12 protein-coding genes and 1 other annotated feature are annotated in these 14564 nt (G+C 41.6%); of the genes, 1 reads left to right on the top strand and 11 read right to left on the bottom strand.

Features of this window, described 5'->3' with window-relative positions; genetic code table 11:
• Window position 1: 1 nt before the first annotated feature.
• Together C6Y06_RS06570 and C6Y06_RS06565 are read right to left on the bottom strand one after the other, a co-directional pair.
• A complete protein-coding gene (locus C6Y06_RS06570; RefSeq protein WP_060596003.1) occupies window positions 2-946 on the bottom strand; it encodes an ABC transporter permease in 945 nt (314 codons plus the stop codon).
• 116 nt (window positions 947-1062) lie between these two features.
• Window positions 1063-2700 carry a peptide ABC transporter substrate-binding protein gene (locus tag C6Y06_RS06565; protein ID WP_034666712.1) on the bottom strand — a complete coding sequence of 546 codons (1638 nt, stop codon included), beginning with the start codon at window positions 2698-2700 and terminating at the stop codon, window positions 1063-1065.
• A gap of 481 nt (window positions 2701-3181) precedes the next feature.
• Window positions 3182-3400: a binding site (T-box leader), on the top strand.
• A gap of 53 nt (window positions 3401-3453) precedes the next feature.
• Here C6Y06_RS06565 and trpS point away from each other — a divergent pair.
• Window positions 3454-4449 carry a tryptophan--tRNA ligase gene (gene trpS, locus C6Y06_RS06560; protein WP_034663275.1) on the top strand — a complete coding sequence of 332 codons (996 nt, stop codon included), beginning with the start codon at window positions 3454-3456 and terminating at the stop codon, window positions 4447-4449.
• A gap of 35 nt (window positions 4450-4484) precedes the next feature.
• Here the strand turns inward: trpS and C6Y06_RS06555 are convergent, their stop codons facing one another.
• From C6Y06_RS06555 to C6Y06_RS06515, 9 genes are all read right to left on the bottom strand, one after another.
• Window positions 4485-5237, bottom strand: coding sequence for a YjbA family protein (locus C6Y06_RS06555; protein ID WP_060596001.1), 753 nt, complete (start codon window positions 5235-5237; stop codon window positions 4485-4487).
• A gap of 178 nt (window positions 5238-5415) precedes the next feature.
• Window positions 5416-6315, bottom strand: a complete 900-nt coding sequence (opp4C, locus tag C6Y06_RS06550; RefSeq protein WP_081311422.1) for an oligopeptide ABC transporter permease — start codon at window positions 6313-6315, stop codon at window positions 5416-5418.
• A gap of 33 nt (window positions 6316-6348) precedes the next feature.
• On the bottom strand, window positions 6349-7299 hold the full coding sequence (locus C6Y06_RS06545) for an ABC transporter permease (protein ID WP_060595999.1): 951 nt from the start codon (window positions 7297-7299) through the stop codon (window positions 6349-6351).
• Window positions 7300-7524: 225 nt separating this feature from the next.
• A complete protein-coding gene (locus C6Y06_RS06540) occupies window positions 7525-9159 on the bottom strand; it encodes a peptide-binding protein (RefSeq protein ID WP_060595998.1) in 1635 nt (544 codons plus the stop codon).
• Between the two features lie 83 nt (window positions 9160-9242).
• On the bottom strand, window positions 9243-10265 hold the full coding sequence (locus tag C6Y06_RS06535; protein ID WP_066031039.1) for an ABC transporter ATP-binding protein: 1023 nt from the start codon (window positions 10263-10265) through the stop codon (window positions 9243-9245).
• Window positions 10262-11242 (bottom strand): ABC transporter ATP-binding protein, encoded by a 981-nt coding sequence (locus tag C6Y06_RS06530; protein WP_106036693.1) that lies wholly within the window; start codon window positions 11240-11242, stop codon window positions 10262-10264. The genes C6Y06_RS06535 and C6Y06_RS06530 overlap by 4 nt, the downstream gene beginning before the upstream one ends.
• Window positions 11243-11410: 168 nt before the next feature.
• A complete protein-coding gene (locus tag C6Y06_RS06525; protein ID WP_034663290.1) occupies window positions 11411-12205 on the bottom strand; it encodes a DUF2268 domain-containing putative Zn-dependent protease in 795 nt (264 codons plus the stop codon).
• A gap of 77 nt (window positions 12206-12282) precedes the next feature.
• Window positions 12283-13524, bottom strand: a complete 1242-nt coding sequence (fabF, locus tag C6Y06_RS06520) for a beta-ketoacyl-ACP synthase II (RefSeq protein ID WP_106036692.1) — start codon at window positions 13522-13524, stop codon at window positions 12283-12285.
• A 21-nt stretch (window positions 13525-13545) separates the two neighbouring features.
• A complete protein-coding gene (locus tag C6Y06_RS06515) occupies window positions 13546-14484 on the bottom strand; it encodes a beta-ketoacyl-ACP synthase III (RefSeq protein WP_012009552.1) in 939 nt (312 codons plus the stop codon).
• Window positions 14485-14564 lie beyond the last annotated feature (80 nt).

Here is a 14564-nt window from a genome sequence, read left to right as displayed (position 1 = left end):
GTTAGACCCCTTTCTTCGCCTTCGTCAGTTTAATTCTAGGATCGATAATACCGTAGAGGACGTCAACGACTAGAATACTGATTAATAGAATAATACTGTAGAAGACTGTGACACCCATGATGACGGTGTAATCACGGTTTGTAATACTTGTGACAAAGTGAGAGCCTAATCCAGGAATACCGAAAATCTTCTCCACGACAAAACTACCTGTTAACACTGAAGCAGCCATTGGTCCCATATATGTAATGACAGGTAACAATGCGTTTCGAATTGCGTGTTTAATCGTCACAGCTGATTTCGTTAATCCTTTCGCTCTAGCCGTTCTAATGTAATCACTGTTTAGAACTTCAAGCATACTTGACCGTGCAAGTCTAGCGATAAATGCCATAGGCATGAAGGAAAGTGCAATAGAAGGTAGTACGGTGCTGGCCCAAGACTCCCATCCTGCAACTGGGAAAATCGCTAAAACGCTTGCCTCAGATGCAAATACATATTGTAGCAGCGCAGCTAAAATGAAACTTGGAACTGAAATTCCAAAGATCGTTAAAATGGCAATCGTATAGTCCTGCCACTTGTTATGATAGAGCGCTGCAAGGACCCCAAACAATACACCAAATGCTAATGCGAGGAGAATTGCCTCAATTCCGAGGGTAAAGGAAACGGGGAATCCAGAACTGATTAAGTCATTTACAGTTTGTCCTTTATATTTAAATGAGGGACCAAAATCTAATTTTGCAACTGAACCTAAGTAGTTTACATATTGAACAAATAAGGGCTTGTCCAACCCGTAGTGCTCGTTTAGGTTTGCTTCAATTTCAGCAGGAAGTTTCTTCTCACCAGAGAATGGACCACCCGGTGCTGCCTGCATGAGAAAGAAAGTTGCAGTTACAATAACAAACAGTGTGATTAAAATATATATTAATCGCTTACCGATATATTTAAGCAACGGAATTGCACCTCCATGATTTTACAACATTTTCTCTAATCAGCAAGAAAGGTATATGGAGAGACATCCTCCATATACCTTAAGATCCTTGCCGTAGATCTCTTACACTATAATTCTTACTTTTCGAAATGTGCCCATTTGTATTGAACATCACCTAGTCCAGATACAACCACACCTTTTAGTTTTGGATCTTGTACCCAAAGCTGAGTGTAGAAGTAAATTGGTGCTATAGGCATATCGTTGATGATGATTTCTTCTGCTTTTTTCAGCATTTCTTCACGTTTCGTTTTATCTGTTTCTTTCGCAGAATCATTCAACAATTGTTTGTACTCTTTGCTTTCCCATCCAGTGTCGTTGTTTCCACCGTCTTTATCTTTGTAAAGCTCAAGGAAGTTCACTGGATCGTTGAAGTCACCTAACCAGCCCATACGTCCGATTTGGTAATCTCCGCTGTGGATCTTGTCGATGTATACGTTCCACTCAGAGTTATCAAGTTCAACTTTCACGCCTAAGTCTTTCTTCCACATTTCTTGAATTGCTTGTGCAATCTTTTGGTGGCCTTCATCTGTGTTGTAAGAAAGTTTCAATGCTGGAAGATCAGAAACTGACTTATAACCTAATTCTTTCACACCTTTTTCAAGAAATTCTTTCGCAGTTGCTACATCGTGATCTTTGAAGTAGCCAGTTTTGTTATCAGTGAATCCTTCCATTGTTGGAGGAACGATTGCCATAGCTGGCACTTGCTCACCTTGCGTAATTTTGTCAACGATCGCTTGACGGTTGATTGAGTATGCAAGGGCCTTACGGATGTTTGCATTGTTTAAAGGTTTTACTTCTGTGTTGAATTTGTAGTTATAGATACCTGCGATCGTTTGGATTTTAAGACCGCCTTCTTTTTTCAATGTTTTTAAAGACTCAGTTGGAAGGCTTCCAGTTGGTGAACCAGCCCAGTCAAGCTCGCCTTTTTTGAACATGCTAAGCTCAGTGTTTGTATCTTTGATCATAGACATGTTGATCTTTTTCAATTTCACAGTATCTTTATCCCAGTATTCATTGTTCTTTTCAAGCGTGATAGAACCGCCATGTTTCCATTTAGAAAGAACGAATGGTCCGTTAGATACGTAGTTTTCACCAGCATTTGTGAACCAGTTTTTATTCTTTTCAGCCACTTTTTTGTTGACTGGCATATACGTATAGAATGCAGTTAGTTCAGTAAAGAACGGTGTTGGGTTCTCTAGCTCAACTACAAGCGTTTTGTCGTCTTTAGCTTTAATGCCAACATCAGCAACTTTCGCTTTCCCTTTGTTCGCTGCTTCAGCACCTTTAATATAGTAAAGCTGGTAAGCATATTGAGATTCATTTTTAGGATCTAATGCCCATTTCCAAGCATATTCGAAATCTTTAGCTGTGACAGGGTCACCATTAGACCATTTTGCATCACGAAGTGTGAATGTGTATGTTTTACCATCAGCACTTGTTTTGATATCAGAAGCCATTGCATTTTCTGGCTTACCTTCAGCGTTAATTCTTGTTAATCCCTCAAAAGTCTGACGGATGACACTTCCTGAAGTTGAATCATTTGCCAATCCCGGATGTAGAGAAAAAGGCTCAGTGGAGATATTCACATTTAATGTTGTTTTAGCCTCTCCAGAACTGCTCGTGCTGTCGCCTGATTTGTTTCCGCTGAAACCACAAGCGCTTAATACAAGTGTGAAAATAAGCATTAAAGTAACAACAGACCAACGCTTTTTCAACTGTATTCCCCCTTATAATATGTTTTAGTTCAAAGGTCTCGATAGAAGATGAGATTCAGATTTAAGAAATAGCGTAAAAAAGTCCCTAAATAGCTTACTTTCTATTTCTTTTGTTTTTTCTGAATTTTCACTATGTAAAGAGCCTAGCACAAACGTGTGAACAAATTAATTATAATGAATAGAATAATTTATTGCAATATCAATTTCATATATTTTAAAAAAACGTAAATGGGGATAAAGAGGGATTTTTATAAACTAAAGTCTCAATCACTTCAACAAATTAAAGCGTAAATTGATTAAAATAATTTAACAAATTCAGCAGGAATAATGTTTTATACATATAATTAATCATCCTTTTTTAAAAAATTCTGACAGATAGTTGGTTTTTTATCTAAAATTTTAAGTGTCAAACGGCATGATGAGAAGGTCACATGAGGGCTTCGTGACTTTTTTATGGTCATCCTTTATAATAGATAGACATACTGTTGCGATGAAAAAGAAGAGTACATATATTCACCATTTACAGAGAGTCTGCGGCTGGTGGGAGCAGATAATGGCATGTATGGAATGGGCTTTGGAGCAGCTAACCGAACACTTTTAGAAGTAAGTAGGCTTAGACGGAGCAGTCTCCGATATCAACGTCTTGAGTGATTTCTTTGTGAAATAACAAGGGTGGTACCACGGTTCATTCGTCCCTTTTCTGTTGAAAAGTGACGGGTGGGCCTTTTTATATTGAAGAAAAGAGGTTTTAGTATGACAAAGAAGACAATTTTTTCTGGCATTCAGCCGAGCGGTTCTGTGACTTTAGGGAACTATATTGGAGCAATGAAGCAATTTGTCGATTTGCAGCATGATTATCATGGCTATTTTTGTGTAGTCGATCAACATGCGATTACAGTGAGTCAGGACCGGCTAGCTCTTCGCCAAAATATTAGAAGCTTAGCAGCTCTTTATTTAGCAGTTGGACTTGATCCAGAGAAGGCAACATTGTTTATCCAATCAGAGGTACCTGCTCACGCCCAGGCAGGATGGATGCTGCAATGTGTTGCTTATATTGGGGAATTAGAAAGAATGACCCAATTTAAGGATAAATCCGCTGGTAAGGAAGCGGTTGTTTCAGGCCTATTAACGTATCCCCCATTAATGGCTGGCGATATCTTATTATACGGTACTGATTTAGTCCCTGTCGGAGAAGACCAAAAGCAGCATCTTGAATTGACTAGAACGCTTGCTGAACGTTTTAATCGAAAATACAATGACATCTTCACTGTACCTGAAGTGAAAATTCCAAAAGAAGGCGCTCGGATTATGTCTTTAACAGATCCAACGAAAAAGATGAGCAAATCCGATCCGAACCAAAAATCCTTCATTACCTTATTAGATGAACCAAAGCAGCTAGAAAAGAAAATCAAAAGTGCTGTGACGGATTCAGAAGGCATCGTCAAATACGACAAAGAGAACAAGCCTGGTATTGCCAACTTGCTGACGATTTATTCTGTATTAGGTAACGTATCGATTTCAGAGCTGGAACAAAAGTACGAAGGCAAAGGGTATGGTGAGTTTAAAGGAGATCTTGCGAACGTAGTCGTTGATGCTTTAAAACCAATACAAGATCGGTACTATGAACTCATTGAGTCAGACGAGCTTGACCGCATTCTTGACGAAGGTGCTGAAAAAGCAAACCGCGCAGCAAACAAAATGCTGAAAAAAATGGAGAATGCGATGGGTCTTGGCAGAAAACGGAAATAAAAAAAGCTTGCAGCACATCACGCTGCAAGCTTTTTCTAATTCACTTTTGATTCGTTTTCCATTTCCCAAAGCTTTTCAAAAAACGGCTGTCCCTTAATCATTTTTTCACAAAATGCTAAATGATTCTCTGACCATCCATCAATGGTTTCATTGTAAAGCATGTTCCAAATCTCTTCGAATGACATTCGTTTGATTTGATTGTACATGCGCGGGTTCCATTCCGTATACCAATACGCAATTTCTGCTCTGTTTTGAAGACCTTTTAATTGATCGAGCGCCATAAACATTAGCTGCTTCAACTGTCTTTCTTTTCTCGTTAATCCGCTGATGTGCTGCGGCGGCAAAGACAAAATATGATACTCCTTCGCCGACTCAAGACTATCCAGAGAAAATTCATATTCCTCAGCCTTCACATCTTTCACCATCTCATACACCAATTGCTCCTGCCTTGGGATTAAGCGGCTTTTCCTCACAGGAATGGAATACCCAATCGTATCCACAGCAATAATCCGGATACCGTCCGTGACCACAAAGCAATACTCTAATTTACGCCGTTCATGATTTTTTCGAATATATGATTTCTCAAATACAGATTCTAGCAGCGTCTTCGGCAGCTCTGAAAGATCATTCTCTATGTAATCAAACAAAGGACTCTGCACCTTGAGTAAAGGCACTTGATCTAACAGCTCAACACTGTCCTCTTTGCGCCACTCATGAAAATGACACACATTGTAGCCATTTTCTTCCCCTTCAAACCAATTCACCCATACGTCATGAAGAAATAACATAACCAATCCCTCACTTTTTAAAAACTGTTGTCCACAGTATGGGCAAGGGATAGAGAAATTATTCCAACTTTATCAAAACTTCAAGCGGAGCGAATGATGGCGTGCATTTTTTTATTTTATAAAGAAAACAAAGTGCGTGTCGCAGAGTCCCTTTCATCTTGTCATAAAAAATGAGGCATTACTTTAGCTTTTTAGGATCAAGCGCATCTCTCAGCCCATCTCCTAAGAAATTAAAGCATAAAACGGTCAGCAATATCAGTAAACCTGGGAAGAGCGGATACCACCACGCTTGCACCATAATCGAGAAGTTTTGTGCATCTTGCAGCATGTTGCCCCAGCTTGCTGTTGGCGGCTGTATGCCAAACCCTAGATAGCTCAGCGTTGATTCGGCTAAAATGACGGAACCTACTTTAAGTGTAGCTGACACGATAATAGGACCGATACAGTTCGGTAAAATATGCGAAAAGATGATGACATGGTTTTTCGTTCCAATGGTTCTCGCCGCAAGTACGAATTCTCTTGTTCGTAGTGATAAGAATTCACTGCGGATCAGTCTCGCGGTTGTGGTCCAGCCGGTCAAAGCAAAGATTAATATCAATTTATCAATGCCCGGTTTGAAAATGGTGACAAGCGTGATCAATAGAAAAATGTCAGGAATCGACAATACCACATCAACAAATCTCATTAAGATAGAATCAACAAATCCTTTGAAATACCCTGCTACCGCTCCAACGACGGTGCCAATGGTGATCGCCCCGACCACTGAGACGAAGCCAACTAGCAGAGAGACCCTCGCTCCATAAAGCACCCTTGAGAAAATATCTCGGCCAAACTTGTCAGTTCCCATCAAATGCTCAGCACTTGGCGGCTGGAGCCGCTTCAATAAATCTTGCTGCTCTGGTGCATAAGGGGCAATCACTGGAGCGAAAATGGCTGAAAAGATAATGACCAATAAGATCACGGAGCCGGCAACCGCCAGTTTATTTTTGAAAAATTTCTCACAAAATAAACGCAGCATCGTCTCTGGCTTTGGCGGAAGACCCTCTTTTAATTTGAGATCAACAGGAGGTGTTCCCATATTAGGCTGTGCCAATTGTGCTTCAGCTCCCTTCTAATATTCAATACGCGGATCAACGATCGCATATAGAATATCCGCTATTAAATTTCCAACCACCACGAGCACTGCGGAAATAACAGTCATCGCCATAATGACCGGATAATCTCTCGAAAAGGCAGAATCGATGAACAGCTTTCCAAGCCCTGGCCAAGTGAAAATTTGTTCCACCACGACTGCGCCGCCAATAAAGGATGGAACCATCAATCCGAAAATCGTAATGACAGGCATAAGACCGTTTCTTAACCCGTGCTTGAAAATGACTTTGTTTTCTCGAAAGCCTTTCGCTCTTGCGGTGCGAATATAATCCTGCCTCATGACATCAAGCATACTCGACCTTGTGTACCGGGTGAGCCCTGCCATATCAGCAGTTGCTAAAACAAAGGCTGGTAAAATGATGTGATGGAGCCGGTCAAACACATTAAAATCGGCATTTAAGGTAGAAACACCGCCTGTCGGGAACCATCCTAGATTCACAGATAAAACCATAATCAGAATGAGTCCAAACCAAAAGTTCGGAATAGCCAGTCCGATAAAAGATGTAACCGTAATGCCATAGTCAAGCTTTGTATATGGACGTTTTGCTGAAAGAACACCAAATGGGATGGCGATAATCAGTGCGACTAATGTAGAAAAGATCATGAGGATGAGGGTATTTGGCAGCCGGGCAAAAATCAAATCAGCCACGGGCGTTCCCTTTTTAACAATGGAAGTGCCAAAGTCACCTTGAAGCATATTGCCAAGCCATTTCATATATTGCACATATTCAGGATCGTTCAAGCCGTACTTATCAATAAAGGCTTCCCGGTCTGCGGCACTAATGGTCGGGTCCATCATGAGTGACATTGGATCGCCTGGTGCTGCTTTCATAATGGCGAAGGACAAAATAGTAATCCCAAATAAGATGGGAATGGAAAGCAGTGTCCTTCTAATGATATATGTAACCATATGCACAACTCCTTTTTCATCGGATCGCCATACTGTGATGAAAAAGGGCTAAAATAGTCTTTATTTTAGCCCTCTGTCTTCATTGCAGCGTGATATGAGAACCCTTAAAATCTAACTGGTGCTTGGTGAATGAAATCATCGTGAGCACCAGCGCGCCGGACTGACGCCGAATAGAAGGGTTTGTCTTCACGCTGAAAGGGGAGACCCCCCCTCTTCACTAACAGCCTACTGTTCAATCCACCATTTCTCGATTTTGTAATACTCATCTTTCGGGTGGTAAGAGTAGCCTTGGAGATTAGATGGCATCGCGCGATGTGAGTTGGCATAATAAAGGAACGTATATGGCTGATCTTCTGCGATCAGTTCATAAATTTTTTCATATGCCTTTGAATATTCTTTTCGATCGCTTAAGTTCTTAGCATCCACTAACAGCTTATCGACCTCTTCATTTTTATACCAGATGTTATTCAAGCCTTTTTCTGACTGGCTTGAGTGGAAGATGCTGAATTGATCAGGGAATGTGGCAAGGCTCCAGCCGAGCAGCAGCGCATCGTAATCCCACTTAGGCGGTGTCGTCTGCTCAATGAGTGCACTGAATTCCACAATTTGCGGCTTCGCTTCAACACCAATTTCTTTGAGCTGCTGCTGGACAACGACAGCGATGTCTTCACGGACTTTGTTTCCTTGGTTGGTCTTTATGACAAAGGAGAATTTTTTGCCGTTCTTATCAAGATAGCCATCTCCATCTGTATCCTCCCAGCCCTCTTCTTTCAGTATCTTTTTCGCTTTTTCTTGATCAAACTCAAATACTGGAACACGATCATTCTTCGGATAGTTCCATGACAGCGGACTTTCTGGAATGTTGGCTACTTTGCCGTCTCCGTCTAACACTTGATCGACAATCGTTTGACGATCAATGGCATGTGTCAGCGCTTGGCGGACCTTTTTACTTTTAAAGAGATCATTTTTCTGGTTCCAGCCAATGTATGAATAATTGAGCCCTAGATCAGATTCAATTTTAATGTTGCTGACTTTTTCAGCTGTTTGCAGCTCTGCTCCCGGTACAGCAAAGAAATCAATATCGCCTGCTGACAGCTGGGCAATCGCTGCATTCTGATCAGGAATGGTTTTAATCGTGACGGTATCAAGGTATGGACGTCCATCCCAATAATCGTCAAAGGCTTCTAGTTTAACGTAGTCTCCTTCTTTCCACTCGGCAAATTTAAATGGACCTGAACCAATTGGATTTTTTCGGTTAAATTCATTTTCACCGAGATCCTTTACAGGCACATCACCTAAAATATGCTTAGGCAAAATGCCATAGCTTCCTAATGTGACATTATAGAAATAGGGATCTTTTTTATTGAGCTTGAATTCGATTGAGTAATCCCCTGTCTTTTTAACGGAATCTAATACTTCAAAGCCTGATCCGCGCTCTCCATTGTAGTCCTTATTGATCGGAATGCTGTATGTAAACACAACATCATCAGCCGTCAGTTCTTCACCATCATGAAACTTTACGCCTTTTTTAATGGTCACATCAAACTGCTTGCCGTCATCAGATTCTTTAATATCCTCTGCCAGCGATAGCTGAGGGTTCAGCTTTCCGTCAGTTTGAAGTAAGAAGCTGTAGATTCTTTCCTCAATATCAGAGCTTGCCACGTCTGTTGAATACAGCGAGTTAAATAACGTAGGCTCTGCAATTGAACCGATGACAAGGTCTCCGCCTTGTACAGGTTTTCCAGTTGATTTCTTTTCACTGTCTCCAGATGTTTTATTTCCACTAGAGCAAGCCGCAAGCATGAGTGTAAAGATCAGCAGTAAACTGACCAAAATGGGTTTTCTATTTCTACCTTTCATATACAATTCCCCCTATCCTTTTTTAGAAATGACGACAGATGCCGCTTCATCCCCCCTCTCAAAGATGAGATCTTCCAAGCTGATTAAGCGTCGTAGAGGTGGCAGGCAACGAAGTGGTTTGTTTTTAATTCCTGAAATGCTGGTATTTTTTCTTTACAGATTTCCTTCGCATGCGGGCATCTTGTGTGAAATACGCAGCCTTTTGGCGGATTCGCAGGACTTGGCAGATCGCCTTGAAGCATGATACGTTCTCTTTTAATCTGACCCTTTTTACGGGTAACAGGAACAGAAGAAAGCAGTGCCTGTGTATATGGATGGAGCGGTTCATCATACAGGCTGTGCTTATCGGCAAGCTCCATCATTTTGCCCAGATACATCACGCCGACTCTATCACTAATGTGCCTGACCACACTTAAATCGTGAGAGATAAATAGATATGTCAGGTCAAATTCCTCCTGAAGCTCCTCCATCAGATTAATCACCTGCGCCTGAATGGATACATCAAGTGCTGATACCGGCTCATCTGCGATGATCATTTCGGGATTCATGGCAAGCGCACGAGCGATGCCGATTCGCTGCCTCTGCCCGCCAGAAAATTCGTGAGGGTAGCGATTTGCAAAGCTTGGATGAAGGCCCACCTTTGATAAAAGCTGTTCTACTTTTTCATTTCTTTCTTTTAAGGAATATAAGTGATGTGTTTTGTAGGGTTCTTTGATGATGCTTCGAAGTGTTTTTCTAGGGTTGAGTGATGCAAAGGGATCTTGAAAAACCATTTGGATGTTTTTTCGTGTTGATTGTCTTAGCTTTGATTCTGATACGCGGGAGATATCTTGCCCTTTAAAAAAGATTTGACCGTCAGTTGGCTGATATAAGCGAATCATTGTCCGGCCTAGTGTAGATTTACCGCACCCTGACTCCCCAACAATGCCTAACGTTTCACCTTTATAAATCTTCAAGTCTATGCCGTCAACAGCTTTGACTGCACCGACTTTCTTCTGAAAGACGCCCGCTTTAATCGGAAAATGTTTTCGGATCTGTTTCAGTTCAAGGATGGTTTCTTTCTCTGTTAGATCTGTTGGCTGTGGTTGATTTTGAGCAAGGGTCATGTATGGTCTGCCTCCTCATATAAGAAGCATCTGACGCTTCTGCCATTCTCAAATGTCCTCAGCTTAGGCAGCTCTCCTAGGCAGCGCTCCTTCACTTGCGGGCATCTAGGAGCAAAGCGGCAGCCGGCTGGAAGCTGATCTGGCGCAGGGACATTCCCTTTTATCGCCCTTAACGGCTGTATGTCTCCGTCAATGACAGGAATCGATTCAAGCAGCCCTTCTGTGTAAGGATGAAGCGGTTGATCAAATAATTCTTCGGCGGTCCCATTTTCAACAACCTGTCCGCAGTACATGACAATGACTCGATCTGCCACTTCAGACACGACACCTAGATCATGAGTAATGAGAAGAATAGATGTACCAAATGTCGTGCATAAATCTTTCATCAATGTGAGCACCTGGGCTTGAATCGTTACATCTAGGGCAGTTGTCGGTTCATCTGCAATGAGAAGCTTCGGATCGCAGCTTAGCGCAATGGCAATCATCACTCTTTGCCGCATGCCGCCTGATAAACGGTGCGGGTAATCTTTGATGATTTGTTCCGGTCTGGAAAAACCAACAATCTTCAGCAGATCAATCGCTTTTTTCGTCGCTTCTTTTTTTGAAAGTTTTTTGTGATAGATGAGGATTTCTGTTATTTGTTCCCCGATGGTTAGGACGGGATTAAGTGAGGTCATGGGTTCCTGAAAGATCATAGATACATCATTACCACGAATGCTGCATAATTCCTTTTCACCATATGTAACTAGGTCCTTTCCATCAAGCTTGATGGAACCGTCCATAATTTTTCCACCAGTGCCGTTTATCAACCCCATAATGGATAAGGACGTAATGCTTTTACCAGATCCAGACTCACCGACTAACGCGACAGTTTCTCCTCTGTTGATGCTGAAATCAACGCCATCAACAGCAGGTATCGGTTCTTTTTTTCGAAAAAAATATGTTTTTAAGTTTTGCACTTCGAGCAGCTTGGTCATTCATTCGCCCCTTTCTCCATAGACAATAGAAATGAATAAAAAATTCTGTCTTTTTTGAATAAAAAGAATTATCAAAATTTATATTTGTATATTATTACATTGTTATGACGAAATCAAGGAGAATTTAGTAAATTTGTAATATGTCTCTTTTTATGTCAATCATTCACTTTATGAGTCTACCGCCTTTAAAAAAGTTTCGGACGGCTCTGCAATCATAGACTCCTCGCTGATTCGGTGCTCACTGAAATACTTTTTCACGATATAAAACCCGGTGGCGTAACCAAGCATTTTGGGGTAGTTCCCTTTTCCATAAAGGAGGTTCTGTATCAGTCTTTCGTCGTCCTGCACTTTTTGATCAAGATGACTGGATACCCATTTCTTATACAAGTGCTGAAGCTGCGTTTCGTCATAGAGAGTGGTCCATTTGGCTGTATAGCTTTCTCCGTATCTATGATACACAGCATATTCAGCGAGCCCCTCCATCATGATTGTATCAAGGAATGTAAAATCTTTTTCTTCTTTCGTGAGAAAATGCAACCTGCATACATGGTGATATTCATGAGTCAGCAATGTACCGATACGTTCTTTCGGAGTATTTGGCGACAAAAAGAGAAAGACCTTGTCGTCAAATGCCATGCCGGATTGATAATAAAATTGTTCTCTAATTTCTTTGCTGCTCTCATTGACTGGCAAAATAAAGACAGGAATGTCAGGGCCTTTCCACTGCTTTTGCAGCGTTTGGTATTCTTTCATGACGAGCTGGAAGTACCCTTTTTCTTTGAGCTTGTCGATCATGTCTTTGCATGATCTAAAAGACCGAATCATTCCGTGATGCTGCAGGTGGGAGAGAATAGAGGACCATTCTTTTTCCTCTGCCCCTTTAAAATAAGGAATAAAGCGCGATGCCAGCTCCTGAAATGATGATGATTGATGAATGAGATATTGTGTATTGACTAGACCCATACCGCTAAACACCTCCATTTTCATCATATGCAAAAAAGCGGCGATCTGTTTATAGATCGCCGCCTTCTTAGGAAATATTACGCTTCGTATTTTTTAAAGATAATTGTCGCATTATGTCCGCCAAAGCCAAGTGAGTTACTTAGAGCCACTTGTACTTCTTTTGAACGTGCTTCTTTTGCCACATAATCAAGATCACATTCTTCATCCGGTGTTTCAAGGTTAATGGTTGGAGGAATGACGCTGTCTTTAATCGCAAGAACAGAGAAAATAGCTTCTACTCCGCCTGCTGCGCCAAGTAAGTGACCTGTCATTGATTTTGTCGAACTGATGGCAAGCTGATTCGCATGCTCTCCGAACACTTCTTTAATGGCCATTGTTTCAAATTTATCATTGTAAGGTGTGCTTGTTCCGTGGGCATTGATATAATCAATTTCTTCCACAGACAAACCAGCATCTCGAATCGCTTCTTTCATTGCGCGGACGCCGCCTTCTCCGTTTGGAGCCGGCGCTGTAATATGATACGCATCTCCAGTTGAACCATATCCAACAATTTCTGCATAAATTGTCGCACCGCGTTTTAACGCATGCTCGAGTTCTTCAAGAACGACAATCCCTGCACCCTCTCCCATAACAAATCCGTCACGGTTTTTGTCAAATGGACGGCTTGCTGTCTCTGGATCAGGATTTGTCGAAAGAGCTTTGTTCGCACAGAAACCAGCAAATGACATTTTTGTTAACGGCGCTTCTGTTCCGCCTGTGATCATCGCATCTGCATCTCCGCGCTGAATGACTTTAAATGCATCACCAATTGAGTTTGTCCCTGTTGCACATGCTGTCACTGTACAAGAGTTAACCCCTTTTGCGCCAAGTGCAATTGAAATTTGGCCTGTTGCCATATCTGGAATCATCATTGGAACGAAGAATGGGCTTACGCGTCTTGCTCCTTTATTTGAATACACTTCAAACTGCTCTTCAAATGTTTCAAGTCCGCCAATACCAGACCCAACCCATACACCAACACGCGGTGCGATTTCATCTGTGATTTCAAGACGTGAATCTTCTAGCGCCTTTTGAGCAGCAACGACTGCATATTGCGTGAAGCGTGCCATTTTTCGTGCTTCTTTTTTCTCCATGTAATCTTCAATGTTAAAATCTTTTAGTTCTGCTGCTACTTTTGCGGTATATTCACTTGAATCGACACGTGTGATTGGTCCAACTCCTGATACACCTGCTACAGCATTTTTCCATGTTGACTCTACATCGTTGCCAAGAGGTGTCAAAGCACCTAATCCTGTAACAACTACTCGTTTTTTATCCATTAATTTGTGCACCTCACTCTTTTATCGGCCCCATCGCATAGCGATTGCGCCCCACGTTAATCCGCCACCAAAACCAACCATTACAATCACATCGCCGTCATGAATTTTTCCGGCTTCGATTTCTTCACATAGTGAAATTGGAATAGATGCTGCTGATGTGTTTCCATACTTATGGACCGTCTTCGACATTTTTTCAACTGGCAGCTCTAGGCGTTCGCGGGCTGCTTCCATAATGCGAATATTTGCTTGATGCGGAATCAAGAAGTCAACGTCTTCTTTTGATAGTCCAGCTTTTTCGATGACGTTTACGCTTGACTCGCCCATTTGTCTTACAGCAAATTTAAATACTTCTCGTCCATTCATGATTGTATGATCTTTTTCATCTAAGTACAAGTGCTTCCCGCCTCTTCCATCGGCTCCAAGCTCAAATGAGAGAATTCCTTTCCCTTCGCTGACCTCTCCTAACACAGCAGCACCTGCTCCATCTCCAAACAGAACAGCTGTATTGCGGTCATCCCAGTCGGTAATGCGAGAAAGCTTTTCAACGCCAACGACGAGCACGTGCTTGAACGTACCTGATTCGATAAATTGTTTTCCAGTAACAAGCCCATACATAAAGCCAGCACACGCAGCGCTAATATCCATTGCACATGCTTTATGTGCACCGAGCTGCTCTTGAATCATACAAGCGACTGTCGGAAATGCTTGATCTGGCGTGACTGTCGCCACAAGAATCATATCGATATCTTCTGCAGCCACATCTGCGTCAGCTAATGCTTTTTTTGCAGCAGCAAGCGCCATATGAGATGTATTGACATCATCAGAAGCAATTCTTCTTTCTTCTATACCTGTTCTAGTACGAATCCATTCGTCAGAAGTTTCAACCATTTTTTCTAAATCAAGATTTGTTAACACTTTTTCAGGTATATAGCGGCCAAGGCCAATAATTCCAGCATTCATTGAATAAGACTCCTTTTACTCATACGAGCATGTGATATTGTGATCTTATATTAGTATCTGGTACTAATTTTACCTTATTT

It is taken from the genome of Bacillus sp. MZGC1 (assembly GCF_002998605.1).
GTDB lineage: Bacteria > Bacillota > Bacilli > Bacillales > Bacillaceae > Bacillus.
This window is presented reverse-complemented; position numbering and strand designations above follow the sequence as displayed.